We start from the raw sequence: 16,884 nt of genomic DNA on the forward strand, positions 1-16,884 counted from the left end.
GTGAACTGATAAAGTTGAAAAGGGATAAATCTAAAAAACAAATCTTAAGCTGGGATATAGGAACTCAAAAATGAACCAGGAAAACCATAAAAAAGGCAAAGGAAAATTCAATGCCGAAGAAACGGTTTCACGTTTATATCCTTACATAGTCAGGGTATTCGACGTTTATGAGGTCCAGAATTCCGGAGAAGCGCTTTACTTCTATGGAACTCCTCGAACCAGTAATGAAAATATTACGGGAGAACTCTGGGAGCCTTTACAGCAGTTTGGTTTTAGCTGTACTCTAAAGTACGAGCTTGGAGAATACGTACTGCTGGTTTTTCCTGAAAAGAAGACAAAGGAAAAGACCTGGATAAACCTTGTCCTTTTCATAGCAACCTTTTTTACAACTATGGTTTGCGGAGCCTGGATGTCAGGAGCAGACCTCGAAAGCGAGCCCTTCCAGCTTTTCCGAGGCTTACCGTTTACCCTTGCGATAATGGCAGTTCTTGGTTCCCATGAGATGGCTCACTATGTAATGGCCAGATACCATGGAATGAAGGCATCTCTTCCGTATTTCATTCCTTTCCCAACTTTTATTGGCACAATGGGAGCGTTAATTCGCTATAGAGGACCTGTGCCAAGCCGAAAAGCACTTTTTGACGTGGGAGTTGCAGGGCCACTGGTAGGGCTGTTTATGTCAGTTGCGGTTACGGTAATAGGACTTAACCTTGAGTCGCCTGCAGTAAGCCCCCTGTCGGATTCTATGATGCTTGGTCTTGGCTTACCTCCTCTTTTCGTATTTATCCAGAAACTTGTCGGAGCTACAGGAGAAAACCTTCATCCCGTAGCCTTTGCAGGTTGGGTAGGAATGTTCGTAACCCTGCTCAACCTTCTCCCTGCTGGACAACTTGACGGTGGGCACATCCTCAGGGCTATGCTGGGTAAGAAAGCGGAAAAGATTTCATTTATGATGCCTCGTGTCCTGTTTCTGATAGGACTTTATGTAATTTACTGGATGAAAGAAGACGGATTCATATGGATATCCTGGGCCCTTTTCCTCTGGATTTTTGCTGCGGTAGGGCATCCATCTCCTCTGCACGATAAAGTCGAACTGGACAAAAAACGCATCCTATTAGGGATTATTACCTTTATTCTGGGCTTACTCTGCTTTACTTTAATACCTTTTAAACCGATTCCCTGAAAAATATGGATTTTTAAAAACGGAGGAAAAAACGGAGGAAAAAGTATGAACGTGCACTTCCGGTATAGTAAGAAAAACTCTTACAGCTTTGCGGTCCTTTCGCCTTTACTGCCGGAAGCCGGTTTTGTAGACAGGCCTGTAGACGGAATCATGCTCTACAGTTTTACAACGCGCCAGGCAGCAAAGGTATTTATGGAAGTGAAAAATGCAGGCACTGATTCTGTTTTTATTGCTGGAGGACCTCACCCATCCGGTGCTCCAGAAGAGACACTTGAATACTTTGACTATGTCGTGATAGGGGAAGGAGAGGAAACCCTTCCGGAACTTGTGAAAATGGTTCAGGAAAAGGGAGATCCAGAAAAAGTACCTGGCATTGCGTATAGGGAAGCAGAAACGGGTAAGGTTGTTATGACTGCGAAAAGGCCTTATGCAAACCTTGATTCCTACCCCTGTTTTGACCCTCATAAACTCCGTGCCCCTATTGAAATTAGCAGGGGATGTCCCTGGGGCTGCAAGTACTGTCAGACTCCCAGGCTTTTCGGAAGAGAAGTAAGACACAGAAGCATAGATTCGATTATGAAAAACGCAAGGTACTATGATGATCTTCGCTTTATAGCCTCCAATGCCTTGGGTTACGGAAGTGACGGAATTCACCCCAGGTTTGACAAAGTGGAAAAATTGCTTTCCGCACTTCATAAACTGCCTGATAAAAAAATCTTTTTCGGGACTTTTCCTTCGGAAGTGCGTCCTGAGTTCGTAACCGATGAATCGGTTGAACTCGTGAGAAAATACTGCGCAAACGATAGCCTTAGTGTTGGAGTTCAATCAGGCAGTGACCGAATTCTAAAGGAGATCAGGAGAGGGCATACTGTTGGAGACAGTATTTCAGCAGTCGAATGCTGTCTGGAGCATGAAATTGTTCCGGCGGTTGATTTCATCTTCGGTCTTCCCACCGAAACCGAAGAAGACCAGGAAAAAAGCCTTAATCTTGTTCGCTGGATTTGCAAGAAAGGAGGCACTGTAAGGGCCCATTACCTAACTCCCCTGCCCGGAACTCCATATGCATCGGCTGTTCCTTCAGAAGTAAGTGATCAGGTAAGGCGAGAGCTTGGAAAGCTTGCCCTTGGGGGCAAACTTACAGGATACTGGGAAAAACACCGAAAATTTGAAAAAAAGCCAAGTTAAGAAATCAGGTTAAAAGCCGGTATGAAATTTCAGTACCGACTTCTAAACCAAATCTCACTGTTCTTGATTCAGTAAATCCCCTGGGATATTTGAGCACAATTTATTTATTTATTTATTTATTTATTTATAGTTACTTACTTTTGAAATTTACGCACATACTATCTACTCTTACTTTGTTACTACTTTCTCCTATCAACTCCATAACCTGAATTCAAGTTTTAATCCATAGTTTTTATTTTGACTAAATCTCAATTTTATAAATTTATTTGCTGGTCCTAAACTTTCGATTGATCTTGTGCTATCGGCTGTTCCTTTAATCAAACAATACTTTGAGTTTCTACTATATCCTCAGTTTAGAATGTATACTTTGAGCTTAGGAGGCTCATATACTAACATAATTTTTTAGGGAGAACCTTTCATTTATAATTTCATATGTAATAAAGTAATCAATCTATTTATAATTTGTTGCTACTAATTTAAAATTAAAGTACACTAATCAAGTAAAAGTCAGTCAAGTTCTGTAATCTGCTTTTGAAAATTGTTTGCCTGCAAGCCTTTTCAAAAAACTGCTTGACCGAAAACCTTTTGAGAAAAGGTTTTATCGAAAACCCGAGAAACGTTTGGATTTGAAAAAAATTATCCCCAAACCCTATAGGCGTGATCAACCGGCGCAACGGTTGCGGGTCAACGGTTGCGGGTCAACGGTTGCGGGTCAACGGTTGCTACAAAAAACATTTTTAAAAAAAGCTTGACAAAAGATAAAAGGATAATCTTAAAAGATAATTTTAGCATTCATCAAGCATGAAAGCCCTGGGCCTTATGATCTTTTTCTTCTCGTACTGATCAAAGCAGTGAGCTATCCAGCCTGAAACCCTGCCGATTGCAAAGATCGATGTTGCAAGTTGAGGAGGAATATCCATATATTTGTAAATAACTCCCGAGTAAAAATCAACGTTAGGATAGATTGGCTTTCCTTTCTTTTCTACAAGTTCACGGATAACAGTATTTTCTACTACTTCGGCAGTGTTGTACCAGTGCATATCCCCCTTTGCTTCTGCGAGTTGTTTAGCAAGCTGCTTGAATATCGTGCCTCTAGGATCGTAAGTTTTGTAAACTCTATGTCCAAAACCCATAATTTTTTCTTTTTTACTTAGTTTATCGAGGACGTAATTTTCTGCGTTTTCTGGGCAAGCAATTTCTTCGATCATAGTCACGACTTCTGCCCTTGCCCCTCCGTGCAGAGGACCTTTAAGGGTGCAGAGCCCGGAAACAACAGCAGAATAGAGATCCGAAAGAGTAGAGGCAGTAACTCTTGAAGAAAAAGTAGAGGCATTTAATTCGTGTTCGGCACTGAGAATGAAGTCTTTCTCCATGACCTCAGCCTCCAGCTGAGTTGGTTTATTTCCTCTTAACATATACAGAAAGTTAGCTCCGTGGGATAGGGATGGATCAGGAGGTACAGGTTGTTTTCCGTTTGCGATTCTAAAATATGCAGCAACTATGGTTGGTATCTTGGCAATTAACCTTATAGCTTTTCTCATATTTCCTTCGGGAGAACTGTCGTTAATATCCGGATCGAACTGTGATATAAAAGAAACGATTGTACGCAGTGCTTCTATAGAGTCAATATTGAAATTGCACATACGGATAACGTCTATCACCTCCCTGTTAACTTCACGCTCCCCATGCAGGCAGGCTGCATACTCGGCAAGTTCCTGATCTCCGGGAAGCTCTCCCTGGATAAGCAGATAGGAAACGGCATCATAGGGAAGCTCAACCAGCTGGTTAATGTCTATCTCCCTGTATTTCAGAATGCCCTCTAACCCATCTATGAAACAGATATTTTTACTCATTTTATACCTCACAGTTATGCCAAGAGGATTTTCAAAAAACTTTAAAGTTTGGGGAATCCTCTGCTTATATGTGGAAAATTCAACGCGAAGGGTCTTATAAGACCCAAAAATAGGGGTGACAATGCATTCCTATTATCGTCGAATAAGTATATTAAATTTGTTGAAATTATATCTTGAGAGCTTTATAATTATTTTTTTGATATTAAGGATGCTGCGGCCTTAAACCTCTCGGTTATATTAAAAATGAAATGTGTTCTTTTCAGAAGAAAGTTTTCCTCAAAAAGCTTGTTAGAATTAAAACAACTTATTATAACTCTCTTTCCGATAAGGAAAAAGAAAAGGTTTCAAAAAAACAGGAAGTTTTATGTAAAGTTTTTGAAACCTTTTCAAAAAAGTTCTTCATCTAATTCAAGAACTAGTAACCTGTTATTTTTTCTTCACCGAATCCCGCAGAAACTTATGCAAAATTCCGCCGTTCATGTAATATTCGATTTCCACAGCCGAATCCAGCCTCAAGGTTACCTGGAACTGAACTTCGTCGCCATTTTCGTCCTTTGCCCTTACTGTAAGTTCTCCATGAGGCTCCATGTATTCAATACCCAGAATATCATAGCTTTCCTTTCCTGTTAGACCCAGAGTGTCGGCATTCTCGCCTTCTTTGAACTGCAACGGAAGAACTCCCATCCCGACAAGGTTGCTTCTGTGTATACGCTCGAAAGACTCAGCAATAACTGCTTTAACTCCGAGCAGGAATGTACCTTTGGCTGCCCAGTCCCTGGAACTGCCTGTCCCATATTCCCTTCCTGCAATAACGATCAGAGGAGTATTATTTTCCGCATAAAGCATAGATGCATCATAAATAGGAATTCCCTCGCAGAGCTCCTCAGGGAAGTCTTCTTTCCGAGAATGGTATACGGTCCACCCTCCTTCTCTGTCCACGAGCCTGTTCCTGAGCCGAATATTCCCGAAGGTTCCACGCATCATTACCTCATGATTACCCCTTCTGGACCCATAAGAATTGAAATCTTCCGGGCTCACACCCCAGGAAATCAGGTACCTGCCTGCAGGACTATCTGAAGGAATATCCCCTGCAGGAGAAATATGGTCCGTGGTAATGCTGTCCCCGAAAAGAGCCAGAACTCTTGCACTCTTTATATCTTCAGGTGAAGGTGGAGCAAGTGGGAAATCCATGAAGTACGGAGGCTCCTGAATATATGTGGACATTGGGTTCCAATCATAGAGAGTACCTGTCGGGGCTTCCAGTTCTTTCCAGCGTTTAGGGCCCTCCAGAGCGCCTGAATACTCTTTTTCGAACATTGAAGGTTTGATGCTGTTCTTTTCGGCATTCTTTATCTCCTCCTCTGCAGGCCAGATGTCCTTGAGGTAAACCGGGTGCCCGTTGGGATCATAAGCAAGAGGATCGTTTTCGAGGTTGATATTCACAGTACCTGCGATTGCATAAGCCACAACAAGAGGCGGAGAAGCAAGGAAGTTTGCTTTGACAAGCGGATTAATTCTTCCTTCGAAGTTTCGGTTTCCGCTGAGCACGGCTGCAACAGTAAGGTCATTTTCCTGAATCTCTTGTGAGACTTTCTCAGGTAAAGGCCCGCTGTTCCCTATACAGGTTGTACAGCCGTACCCAACCTGGTGGAAACCGAGAGCTTCAAGATAGGGCAAAAGGCCTGCAGCTTTCAGATACTCTGTCGCTACCCTTGAGCCTGGTGAGAGACTTGTTTTTACAAAAGGCTTGACGTGCAGGCCCTTTTCTACAGCCTTTTTTGCTAGCAGTCCGGCTCCTATCAGAACTGAGGGATTTGAGGTATTGGTACAGGAAGTAATTGCTGCAATTACTACGGAGCCGTGTGTTACCCTGAAGGCCTTCTCAAGAACTCCTGCTTTTTCCTCTTCTGCAACAGGAGTTTCAGGTTCCTCTACGGGTGTCCCTCCGTCTTCTATCCAGCGCTGGTAGGCAGGATCCTGGGAAAGTCCAAGTCCTGACTCTTTCTTTCGGATAAATGTCTGCCGCATAGTTTCACGGTAGTTTTCAGGCACTTCACTTAAGAAGAGCTGGTCCTGAGGACGTTTTGGACCTGCAAGGGAAGGTTTTACCGTGCTCATATCAAGTTCAAGGGTAGTGCTGAAGACAGGGTCAGGCTTGTGAGTCGAATAGAGAAGACCCTGGGCTTCCAGATACCTTTTCACAAGGTCAACCTGATCTTCACTCCTGCCAGTTCTTCGCAGGTAATCAAGAGTCTCATCGTCAGGCGGGAAAATTCCAAGAGTTGCACCATATTCAGGAGCCATGTTGGAGATTGTTGCCCTATCCGGAAGACTGAGTGAGTTTAAACCGGGCCCGTAAAATTCCACAAACTTGCCGACAACTCCTTCTTTTCTAAGCATCTTAGTAATTGTCAGGACAAGATCGGTGGCAGTAACTCCCTGTGCAAGTTTTCCGTAGAGCTTGAAGCCCACGACCTCAGGTACAGGCATATAGTAAGGCTGCCCTAGCATTACGGCTTCGGCTTCTATGCCTCCTACTCCCCAGCCGAGTACTCCAATTCCATTAATCATCGTAGTATGAGAGTCTGTCCCTACAAGAGTATCGGGAAATGCAAACAGTTCCCCATTTTTCTCCTTGAGGTGTACAAGAGGAGTCAGGTACTCAAGGTTTACCTGATGGATAATTCCCCTTCCAGGGGGCACGACTCTGAAATTGTCAAAAGCTTTCTGGGCCCAGCGAAGGAGAGAATAGCGTTCCCCGTTGCGTTCAAACTCCTTTTTCTCATTTTCTTCAAGAGAGTAGGCCGTGCCATAGGAATCTACCTGGACCGAATGATCGATAACAAGATCAGCAGGGATAACAGGGTTTATTTTCGTGGGATCTCCCCCCAAACGCTGCATTGCAGAACGGAGGGCTGCCAGGTCTACTATGGCTGGAACACCTGTAAAGTCCTGCATAATTACCCTTGACGGAATGAACGGAATATCCCTGTCACTTATATTTTCAGGGCTCCAGCGGGCAAGAGCCTCCACATCCTCAGCAGTTATTATATGCTTTTCCGTATCTGCATGCCTTAGCAGAGATTCCAGCAGGATTCTTATGGAGTACGGAAGCAGGGAAATTCCCTCAAAACCATTTTCTTCCAGTTTGCCCAATCTGTAAATCGTAGCTCTTCCGGCAGCTGTTTCAATAGTGTCTCTTACCCCAAATGGGTCCGGACCTTCTCTCATAAATTTCTTACCTCCAGCAGAAATATGGAATTAAAACATGATATTATAGATTTTTCTCTTTATCGTGTCAATTTCTTTATCACGTCAATTTCTTTATCGTGCGAATCTCTTGATAGTATGAAGCCCCATCTTATCTTCAGACTATTTTATTCCTTCGGGTTTACTATTCCTTTATACATACAAAAGTTTGCCCTTATTGGAATGTTGCCTTTACTTTTTCCGGAATCTCCGAGAATTGCGCTATAATTAAATTATATATCAGCCGGTATAAAAATTACTGATTTACATCTAGCCTAACTGATTTACATCTAGCCTAAGATACTGACCCTTAACATGTGTTTTTTAGAGATTGTAGCAATACAGGAAAAAGAAAGGGTAGAATAATTAAAAGCTATTAAGAGAAAAAATGAATTTGAAGAGTCTTAAAACCCTAAAGTAGTCTAAACTTTCTTGTTTTCACAAATTATATGAAACCAGATATCTATTCTATCCAGAATGTCTGAAATTAAAAGAAAAAATTGGAAGCTGCTTACTTTTCAGCAGCCCCGATTGTTACAGTATAATCAAAGTTCTCTGTATTTTCGGGAAAGATAGAAAGCTTCCATTTTCCCGTAGCTCCTGGTGCGGTATAGGTCTTAATAAAAGTTGTAGTCCCTCCCTGGTAACTTCCTTGATTCTTAGTTTCCATATTGCCAGCTTCCACACTGTCCGCACCTCTTGAGGACATATATGGGAGAGAGTACAATGGCTGCGGGTATGTATCATCTACTATAGTTATCGAGCCGCTATATTTCGTATCTACAGGGGTAGGGATAATTTCATTTCCGGAAGGATCTATCAGGCTCACATTAAAGGAAGGCGTAAGATTCTGGTTTCCTCCGGTAGCATACAGGTTGTACCCATACTGGCTAGCTTTGATTTCCAGGGTAATTGGGCTATCTGTCCCGGCTTCAAAGGTACTTTCATAAGGCTTTTCAGGAACCGGAAGGATACGGAAGTTCAGAGAAACTTTTCCTTCATACTCACGAATCCCCGGATCGTCAATATTCAGGTTAAGGCTGCCAATATAGCTTCCTTTTGCATCAGCAGGAACTGCAAGTTCAAGTTTTACGATAGCTGTCTGTCCGGCTTTTATTTTGTCAGGAGCTTCTACGCGTATCGCATCATCTCCGAAGGCCTGTTCCGGCATTCCTATAGAGTAAACCGCGTCTTTGGTAAGCTCAGGAGAAATTGCGATATCTTTACTACCTGTATTCTTGAGCTTTATTTCATAAGTGTAATTCTTTCCGACTTCGACAAGGTCATTTACATAAGGTGTAAAAATCTGGACTGAGGGCTTGACCCAAACCTGTATATTGAGCTGCATAGTGCCAGGGAAATTTGGATAAGAACCGGCTACGTCCCCTTCAGGAACTTTTTCCGTGAAAGCAAGGAGTACGGCATAGTTTCCAAGATCAGCGTCCTTAGGTATGTCTACCTTTACCTGAAATTCCTCTTTTTCTCCGGGCTTCAAAGTCCCTTTGGAAGGACCTATGCTGATCCAGCTTTCGTTTATGAAATTTTCCGTGTAAGGAGTAATTACAGGCTTCGGTTTCAATTCAATTGTCTTGTTGTCTTTGTTCTCAACGGTTACAGTAAAATTTGTACTGTCTCCGGGTTTAAGTTCCAGGTATTTATAAGTCGGATCAATCTTGAGTTTCTGAAATTCGGGAAAGTAATCGCCGGCATAACTCGAAGATGATGTACTGCTAGCAGCACTACTCCCACTCGAAGATGATGCACTGCTTGCAACACTGACCCCGACTTTTGACTGCACTTCTTCTTTTACAGGCACGGCATTATCTCCGTTCCCTGCTCCTGCACAGGCAATCGAAAGAACTGCTACAACAAGGAGCCCACATGCGATTCCTTTTAGCGTCTTAGTATCCAGTATATGCATATTTTTAACCTCGCTAATTATTTATTAAGGCGTGAAACTTATAAAAGAATTCCCTAGACTGCGAATCGATTTGCAGTTATTTTTAGAAAACAAGAGTTTATGAAACTCAATTTTCGTTATCCATCTTTTTGTGTGTTTGACTTCAAAAAAGGCAGGAGATTACTCGCTTGACTCAGTTATTTCCTAGCCAGAGATGAGAACTCAGACTTTGCCAGAAAAAAGGAAAGGAAAAGGACATCGAGCTTTAAAATTAAACTTTTTATAGATAATTAAATTGACAAGAGGTAATTAAATTAATACCCAGGTAGTTAAATTAATCTTATATTAACAGCTGGTTGACGCAAAGTGCCGGATGTGAGTTATTTCCGTACAAGTAAAGTTTTTTGTTTTAAGAAGGAAGGCATTTATTTTCAAGAAGGAGTGCATTTTCTTGCTTAAAGATAGAGTATTAGACAGACTTTCAGATGCAGGGTTCAGGATACGGAACAAATCCAAGTCCAGAAAGACCTCATCACGTGAAGCTATCTTTGGGTCCAGTCCTATAATTGATGCTGATTTCATTGAGGTATATAACGTTAAAGTAAATGACGTTGAGGCAGAGGAAGACTTTTTTCGCGATCCGGACCCCTTTTATAAAGAGAATTCAGAACCAATTGACTCGGACCTTCTGGAAAAACTCAGAGAATACCTTAAAACGAGGTCTGAGGAAGAGATTTCGGAAATCTTTAGAGAAGTTCGTAAAATTCTTGAGAGCCGAGGCTATGAAAGTGATTTTCAAAAGGCATCCGGAGAAGAGATTCCTATTAATCAAAGAGCAAGGCTAAAAAAGATCTCAGAAAATGCTTTCAAAATCTTTCTGGAAACGGCTTCTTATGGAAGGAAGCAGATAATTAACGCCTCAAAAGTAGCTTCTTCAAAAGCCTCAACAATAGCATCCGAAGGAAAAGATTCAATAGTGGATTCTTCGAAGAAGATAAACGAAAAATGGAATAACCTGAGTCCCAGAGATCGCAAAATGATTTCCGAGTTAATTGTTGCAATGATCGAAATCGGGCTGCTTAAAGGAGCTAGCAGGAGCAAAAAAGCTGCTTTTGCTGTCCTGTCAAGCATATCCAGGCGCCAGACTCCGTCACGGAAAGACCTGGAAGACTTTGGAGAAGGTCTGCAGAAATTTTTAAGGCGCAGACATTAAAGTATTAGAATCGAAACTATCTTAAAAATGTTCCACAACCAGCAATGTCCCAGAATAAAAATATCCTGGAACTTAAAGCCTGTAAGGTTTACTTATTGCCTTGATAAAACTTGCAGGGCTTTCTCCGACATCCCATTTTTCGGCATTTCCTATAAGATATGTGTGGTCAGAAATCTGTTGTAGTCCGCCAGCATCATAATTTCCTATTATAAGGGAAAAGATCCGAGCTCTTCTTTCGGCTTTTATCTCATTCCATTCCCGAATAAGGGGTTTTTCCGAGAGTTCGGAAAAACCATCGGTAAGGAAAAGGAGATCAGCTCCCTCAAAAGCCTTTTCGTTTTTCATAGCCTTAAGACCTGAGCGAAGTGCGGTATTAAAATCGGTGCCGCCTCCGAAAGTAAGTTTCAGGAACTCCAGGAACTCCTCACCCATACGCTTTTTGTTTGTAAGCTCAATTTCAACGGTCTGCCACTTAGAAGAGAATAGAATCACTTTAACATCCCTGTTTTCTTTTAACATTCTTCTAGTAGCTGCCAGAACTATGGCTTTTGCAAGAAGCTCCGGGCTTCCCCGCATTGACCCCGAGGTGTCTACAAGAGCGATTACAGGCCCTTTTCTCTTTTTTCCTGCAGCATCCGAGTTCCAGTTTTCCCCTTGTAGCTGGTAGGTCAGAAGTTTTCCTTCAAGCATATCAGCATAGAACTTACGCTTCAGGAGAGGATTTTTTAGCTTTACGGTTTCTGCTGGAAGTAATGTCTGAAGATCACCCGAGAAGGTAACCGAATGGACTTCACTTTTACTGTAAGGAGATAAATTCAGCTTTTTTGAACCGTACTCAAGTTCGATTCTTCCTACCAGTTCAAGAATTTCATGAATATCCGAGCTCTTTTTAAGAAATGAAGCATATTTTTCAAGGTTTCCAAGGTATTCTCTATGAAGGGCCTTCAAGGAATGATCCCAGGCTCTGTCCGGAAAGAGCAGTGAGAGAATATCCAGCATTTCAAGGTGGTCTTCAAGCACAGGGATAAGCTCTCCAATTTTTGCAGCTATGCTTTCTTCTATAACAGAATCAAGGGCTTCTCCTGCCTTTTCTGAAGACATAAAGTTCAGAGTCATTGAAGCAAGTTCTTCGGAATCCGCAATATTTCCAGCCTGCAGACCCGGGTTCTCCCAGGTCTCATGCTCGACATCTTGCAGGGAACTTTCCTGTTTGAGAGAGTTTCCTTGTTTGAGAGAGTTTTCTTGTTTGAGAGAGTTTTCCTGTGGAAGAGAGTTTTCCTGTGGAAGAAAGTTTTCCTGTGGAAGAAAATTTTCTTGTCTGAGAGAATTTTCCTGTTTGTTTTCTTGAGTTTCCTGTTGATAGGGTACATTCGGATTTTCCTGAAACCGGAAATTTTTCTCAATATCTTTTATTCTGCTTCTTTCCCATGTCGATTGAGTTTCATCGATCAGCTTCCTCAGAGCTTTAAGGCTTTTTTCGAGATTTCTTGCAAACTTTTTTGAAAATTTGGATTCCATCCTTCCGTAGTCATCCAGAAGTGTAAAGAGTTCTTCAAGCAGGACACGGAGTATAAAAATACCTGCCAGATTGTTGGTTCCGGCAAGAGCTTTTATTTCAGCCCAGACCCCGAAATCCTTTAAACCTAGAAAGATCGGATAAAAAGCTCCAAATTTACTCATAAACAACTTTTCATCTTTTATTTCGTACCCATTTTCTGAAAAAAGCTCATAAATAAGAACTTCTGCAATCTCTTCCCTGACTTGCCTTGGTATCTTTCGAGGAGTTGTCAGAACCTCCCTGAGCTCAAGATTCAATATTGTAGAAGGATTGAAGGCACGACTAAACGATAAAGATGAGCCTGATCCGGGAGTGTCATCAAAGTCTTCCTTCCGCCTTTTTAATTCCTGCATATTTTTCCTTTTCCAGAAATTTCAAAGTTTTAATTGTTTTTGAAGAGTCTCAAGAATTTCTGATGAGTTTTAAGAGTTTTTGATGAGCTTCAAGAATTTCTAATGAGTTTTAAAAATTTCTGATGAACATCAACAGTCATTAATCAAATTCAGAAATTTTTGAGAAGTTTAAAGAATTCTCTATTTAGAATTATATTTTTGATTATTATACTAGCGACCTTATATTTAGAGAACTTTATTCCTGTTTCAGAGGTTTTCCAGTTATATTTTAGAAATTTTTAAGTTTCAGCTACTTCTCCTGCTTTTTCAATGATTACATCAAATACCCTGGGCTTTTCAAGCAGGAGTCTTACATCGTTTAGATTACTTGCAACCTCGTAAACATCGGTATTTTTGGAACGATATTTCATCAGGATTTCCTGGGTATCCTGCCCTGAAACCCAGATATTTTCCCTCAGGGTTTTCTCAAGCGCTTTTTCTTCTTCCTGGATTTGCCTTCTGAAATAGTTCAGTCTCTCCTCCAGATTTTCATATTCCTTCTCATAGAGCTTCTTATCTCCATAATCGAGGCTGATCTTGAATTCAAAACCATATTTTCTGCGGAATTGTTCGGCCAGGGATTCGAAGTTCAGAGAGCTGTTGACATTGCTGTAATCGAGCCCGAAATTGTAGGTATGAGTTGGAAACTCAGTATGGTGTTTCAGCAGGTCAAGGGCATTGTCGAATGTGAGGCTCCTCTGCACTTTGGCACCTGAAAACCTTGAGCTTTTCAGGCTGCCTGTTGTCCTTCTCTCTTCTTCGTAGCACTTATTACAGGCTACAAGATCCGGAAGGTCTTGCTGTAAACAACCGTAAATGGAATTTTTCAGGTCAAGGACATCCAGTTTCAGTTTGCCGGTATCCGTACCTCCTGAAACAACCCTGTCCAGAATAAGTTTTCTTATCGCTTCCTTCTGTTCCGGCACTTCCCAAAGCACATGCTGTAGCAGGACAGCAGTCATTCGGTCTACACTTGTATGCCCGTTTACTACTGAAGCTACCCTGAGTATATTTACAATTTTCTTCCAGCGCCTATCCGAAACGAAAATATTTGAGTTTCTGAGTTCTCTCCGGAGGGCCTTTATAATTGCCCTGACCTCAGGATCAACAGGGAGGTCTCTTGCTCTCTTCTGGATCTCCTTTATATCTTCTATGCTGAGTTTCGTTGAGGGTACGAAATCTTCGGTGTTTTTGAAGATCAGGTCTTCAAGATTCTCTTCGTGCTGGATATAATCCACCCTGTACCGGAACAAGAAACGGTCGTAAAGAGCTTCGAGACTTTCATCTTCTTCCGGCAGCTCGTTGGAAGCCCCAAAAACCGTAAAAAGAGGCACCTCAATAAGTTCCTTGCCGTTATGATATTTCCTCTCGTTCAGTACAGTCAACATGCTGTTTAAGATGGAACTGTTTGCCTTGAAAATCTCGTCAAGCAGAGCTATATGGGCAGTTGGAAGGTAACCTTCCACCCGCCTGCTGAACTCGTCCCTTTCAAGCGCCTTAAGGGAAAGTGGTCCAAATACCTCTTCAGGTGTGGAAAAGCGGGTCAGAAGATAATGGAAAAAGTTTCCCCCCTCTATAGTTTCGCAAATTTTGCTTGCAAGCAGGGTTTTTGCAGTTCCGGGTGGGCCAAGTAAAAGAACATGCTCACCGGAAAGGAGTGCAAGAAGAGACCCGTTGATTTCAGCGTCCCGCTCTTTAAAGTAGCCTGAAAACTCCTGTTTGATGTTGATAACCGTATTTTTTAAATCCAGCACTCGCATAAATTCCAAGACCTTTATAAATTTCTTTTTTTCAGCATCCCGTCTTTTAGTATATGAGAAAGATACTACAATAGTGAACTGCAATAGCCGGTTAGAATAATGTAAAAAATGGACTTCTATTTTTATGGGCCTTGCCTTAATTAATTTTTCTGAAAATTCTAATCCATACCACCGATATGACTGCTGGCTATGCTTCTTCTCAGTAATATACCTTTCTACTTTTAATAATATCCTTTCTACTTTATGCTGAAACCCGGATTTTATCGAATTTCATGCCCTATTCTGACATCCACCTTGATAAGTTACTCCCGATTACTCCAATCCGCTAATCTGCCTTTACCATCCGAAGAGATTATGCATAAGGAAGATAATGACTAATGAGAATGATTCAAATTCACCTGGATGAGAATACTCCTGGTGACGAAAAATAGAAACTATATCCTGAAACGATCAATATCCAGATATAAAATGATCAAATCCAGATATAAAATGATCAAATCCAGATCTATTATATCTTAAACAGATCGATATCCAGATTAATTATATCCTGAAATTAGCCAGTATCCATAAATAGACTGAACTCCGAAGTCCTTGCATGAATGATTTCGAACGTGAAAAATACAGCCGGCAAATTCTTCTTTTTGGGGAAGAGGGACAGGAAAAGTTGAAGAATGCAAAAGTTCTGGTTGCCGGGGCAGGTGGGCTTGGAAGTCCGGTTTCTACCTATCTCGCAATAGCAGGAATCGGAAAAATAATTCTTGCAGATTTCGATTCAGTTGATCCCAGCAACCTAAACAGGCAGTTCCTTCACCATCAAAAGGATATCGGAAGGCTCAAGGTAGAGTCAGCAAAAGAAAAACTGCTCTCTATGAACCCGGATATTGAGGTTGAAACCATAGCAGAGATGCTTACCGAATCAAATCTCGAAGCCCTGGTTCCTGAATGTGACGTTATAGTTGATGCACTTGATAACCTCGAAACGAGACATATGCTTAACAAGCTTGCCATAAAAAGAAGGATTCCTTTAATACATGGAGCAGTTACCGGCTATGATGGCCAGGTGACAACAATAGTGCCCGGAGAAACTCCCTGTTTTTACTGTATTTTCCCACGTATTTCCAAAAAAGAAATTTTTCCGGTTTTAGGGGCAACCCCAGGGATTATCGGCTCCATCCAGGCAAATGAAGTAATTAAATTCCTGACAGGACAGGGAAAACTTCTGGAAGGGCGTCTCCTGTTCTGGAACGGGCTTTCCGGAAGTTTCAGCGAAATTTCACTCTCAAAGCTAAATAATTGTCCTGTTTGCGGAACTCTTAAGACAATAAGTGAAAAAAAATGAGAGTTTTACCATTTTAAATCAGGATAAACCTTTATTTAGATTCCCTGCCGTCCATTGACCAATTATATATATCTTCAGTAATAATATCTAATAGGGTATCTTACTACAGAGAATCTTGTACGAGGGGACTTGATGAAAAAGAAGACCATGCCAGTTGATAAGAAAGTCAATGGTTTGGATGGGAACTCAAATTTATGGTCCTATGGATTTCAGGATCTGAATATTTTCTCACCTGCTTCAACTCCTGTTTCACTACCTACTTCACTTTCTGCGTCTATCCCGAATGCACCTTATTTTGACCTTCGAATCTATAGGGAACCCATGATAAAGTCATTGATCAAGATACAAAGTAAAGATATGTATCGGCTGCTTGGGAAAGTTCATTTTGATGGAAACTACTACAGAGTAAAATGTGTAAGTTCAGGAGAGTGGGAGTACTGCTGGGATCTGGCTGTCAGGATTCAGTTTTTCGGAAAAATGCTGGGAATGGCTCTTTATCCCAAGCGTCTGGTCTCACAGAAAGAAAAAAGGATTGTCTACAGATCTATGATCCTTGTTAATCCTTACCAGCTCTGGGATGAGGCTCTTGTGAAAAGATTCTGGAATTTACAGGAGAGAGTCGAATTCCTGATCGCCAGAATTCTTTTTCACGAGTGTATTCACGTTATGATCTCGCTTGGAAACATCCTGCCTTCAGGTTCCGGAAACACGGACATTTATCTTGAGTTCAAGAAGATGCTGGAAATTTCGGTTTCCAAGAAGCTTTCTCACGAGCTTCATAATGTGCAGTTCCGCATCTGGAATCTTGTACTATTCGGATCGTCCGGTTCCGAAAGTGAAAAAAAACTGCTTGAAAGAGTTCAGGAGATTTACGAATTCCTGATCAACGAAAAGTACGCTAATCAGAAAACTGGAAAAGCTTTCCATTCTTCTTCAAACAATATAAAAATTGCCAGAAAATATGCCTGGATGGCAGCTGTTAAAGCCGGAGGAGATAAGCAGGTTAGCAAAAGAATCTGGCAGGTAGAAACCCGCAGGCTCAGAATAGTACTGAGAGAACTCTTTGATGGAATTGATACGGAATTAAGTAATATGGGCCTTGCAATGAACTAAATGGTATAAGTGGATAACCCGAGGTAAATTAAATGAAAGAACTTGAGTAATTACTGAAAAAAGTTAAATAATTATAGGACAGATAAATTTTTAGGACTGATGAATTTCTGACCTTTTTCTTTCACGCTTTCATCCTATG

General features: G+C 41.4%; 10 protein-coding genes. 5 read left to right on the forward strand and 5 right to left on the reverse strand.

The window, feature by feature from the left end; all coding sequences use genetic code 11:
- Positions 1–70 precede the first annotated feature (70 nt).
- Together MSBR3_RS11425 and MSBR3_RS11430 are read left to right on the forward strand one after the other, a co-directional pair.
- Positions 71–1,183: a site-2 protease family protein gene (locus MSBR3_RS11425; protein ID WP_048108255.1), complete on the forward strand. Its 1,113-nt coding sequence runs from the start codon at positions 71–73 to the stop codon at positions 1,181–1,183.
- A 45-nt stretch (positions 1,184–1,228) separates the two neighbouring features.
- Positions 1,229–2,368 (forward strand): TIGR04013 family B12-binding domain/radical SAM domain-containing protein, encoded by a 1,140-nt coding sequence (locus MSBR3_RS11430; protein WP_048108257.1) that lies wholly within the window; start codon positions 1,229–1,231, stop codon positions 2,366–2,368.
- 785 nt (positions 2,369–3,153) lie between these two features.
- Here MSBR3_RS11430 and MSBR3_RS11435 read toward each other — a convergent pair.
- The 3 genes from MSBR3_RS11435 to MSBR3_RS11445 all read right to left on the reverse strand — a co-directional run bounded on the left by MSBR3_RS11435 (position 3,154) and on the right by MSBR3_RS11445 (position 9,391).
- Entirely contained in the window at positions 3,154–4,221 is a 1,068-nt protein-coding gene (locus tag MSBR3_RS11435) for a citrate/2-methylcitrate synthase (protein WP_048108258.1), read from the reverse strand.
- A 426-nt stretch (positions 4,222–4,647) separates the two neighbouring features.
- Positions 4,648–7,452, reverse strand: a complete 2,805-nt coding sequence (gene acnA / locus MSBR3_RS11440; RefSeq protein WP_048108259.1) for an aconitate hydratase AcnA — start codon at positions 7,450–7,452, stop codon at positions 4,648–4,650.
- 529 nt (positions 7,453–7,981) lie between these two features.
- A complete protein-coding gene (locus tag MSBR3_RS11445) occupies positions 7,982–9,391 on the reverse strand; it encodes a COG1470 family protein (protein ID WP_048108260.1) in 1,410 nt (469 codons plus the stop codon).
- Positions 9,392–9,821: 430 nt separating this feature from the next.
- Between MSBR3_RS11445 and MSBR3_RS11450 the strand changes: the two genes are divergently transcribed.
- Entirely contained in the window at positions 9,822–10,583 is a 762-nt protein-coding gene (locus MSBR3_RS11450; protein WP_048108261.1) for a hypothetical protein, read from the forward strand.
- A gap of 72 nt (positions 10,584–10,655) precedes the next feature.
- On the opposite strand, the gene MSBR3_RS11455 is transcribed toward MSBR3_RS11450, so the two are convergent.
- Positions 10,656–12,494 (reverse strand): VWA domain-containing protein, encoded by a 1,839-nt coding sequence (locus MSBR3_RS11455; RefSeq protein WP_048108262.1) that lies wholly within the window; start codon positions 12,492–12,494, stop codon positions 10,656–10,658.
- A gap of 278 nt (positions 12,495–12,772) precedes the next feature.
- The gene (locus MSBR3_RS11460) at positions 12,773–14,293 is read right to left on the reverse strand and encodes an AAA family ATPase (RefSeq protein WP_048108263.1); all 1,521 of its coding nucleotides are present in this window, start codon (positions 14,291–14,293) and stop codon (positions 12,773–12,775) included.
- 595 nt (positions 14,294–14,888) lie between these two features.
- Here MSBR3_RS11460 and MSBR3_RS11465 point away from each other — a divergent pair.
- Both MSBR3_RS11465 and MSBR3_RS11470 read left to right on the forward strand, forming a co-directional pair.
- Positions 14,889–15,632 carry a HesA/MoeB/ThiF family protein gene (locus MSBR3_RS11465; RefSeq protein WP_048108265.1) on the forward strand — a complete coding sequence of 248 codons (744 nt, stop codon included), beginning with the start codon at positions 14,889–14,891 and terminating at the stop codon, positions 15,630–15,632.
- 132 nt (positions 15,633–15,764) lie between these two features.
- Positions 15,765–16,745 carry a hypothetical protein gene (locus MSBR3_RS11470; protein WP_048108270.1) on the forward strand — a complete coding sequence of 327 codons (981 nt, stop codon included), beginning with the start codon at positions 15,765–15,767 and terminating at the stop codon, positions 16,743–16,745.
- The last annotated feature ends 139 nt before the right edge of the window (positions 16,746–16,884 follow it).

Origin of the sequence: Methanosarcina barkeri 3 (assembly GCF_000970305.1) — an archaeon.
In the GTDB taxonomy this organism is placed as follows: domain Archaea; phylum Halobacteriota; class Methanosarcinia; order Methanosarcinales; family Methanosarcinaceae; genus Methanosarcina; species Methanosarcina barkeri_A.

What these genes read in the sequence shown, in the direction of transcription:
- MSBR3_RS11470 (WP_048108270.1), top strand. Translation starts at nt 15,765, where the DNA reads ATGAAAAAGAAGACCATGCCAGTTGATAAGAAAGTCAATGGTTTGGAT.
- MSBR3_RS11425 (WP_048108255.1), top strand. Translation starts at nt 71, where the DNA reads ATGAACCAGGAAAACCATAAAAAAGGCAAAGGAAAATTCAATGCCGAA.
- MSBR3_RS11460 (WP_048108263.1), bottom strand. Translation starts at nt 14,293, where the DNA reads ATGCGAGTGCTGGATTTAAAAAATACGGTTATCAACATCAAACAGGAG.
- MSBR3_RS11455 (WP_048108262.1), bottom strand. Translation starts at nt 12,494, where the DNA reads ATGCAGGAATTAAAAAGGCGGAAGGAAGACTTTGATGACACTCCCGGA.
- MSBR3_RS11465 (WP_048108265.1), top strand. Translation starts at nt 14,889, where the DNA reads ATGAATGATTTCGAACGTGAAAAATACAGCCGGCAAATTCTTCTTTTT.
- MSBR3_RS11430 (WP_048108257.1), top strand. Translation starts at nt 1,229, where the DNA reads ATGAACGTGCACTTCCGGTATAGTAAGAAAAACTCTTACAGCTTTGCG.
- acnA (WP_048108259.1), bottom strand. Translation starts at nt 7,452, where the DNA reads ATGAGAGAAGGTCCGGACCCATTTGGGGTAAGAGACACTATTGAAACA.
- MSBR3_RS11435 (WP_048108258.1), bottom strand. Translation starts at nt 4,221, where the DNA reads ATGAGTAAAAATATCTGTTTCATAGATGGGTTAGAGGGCATTCTGAAA.
- MSBR3_RS11445 (WP_048108260.1), bottom strand. Translation starts at nt 9,391, where the DNA reads ATGCATATACTGGATACTAAGACGCTAAAAGGAATCGCATGTGGGCTC.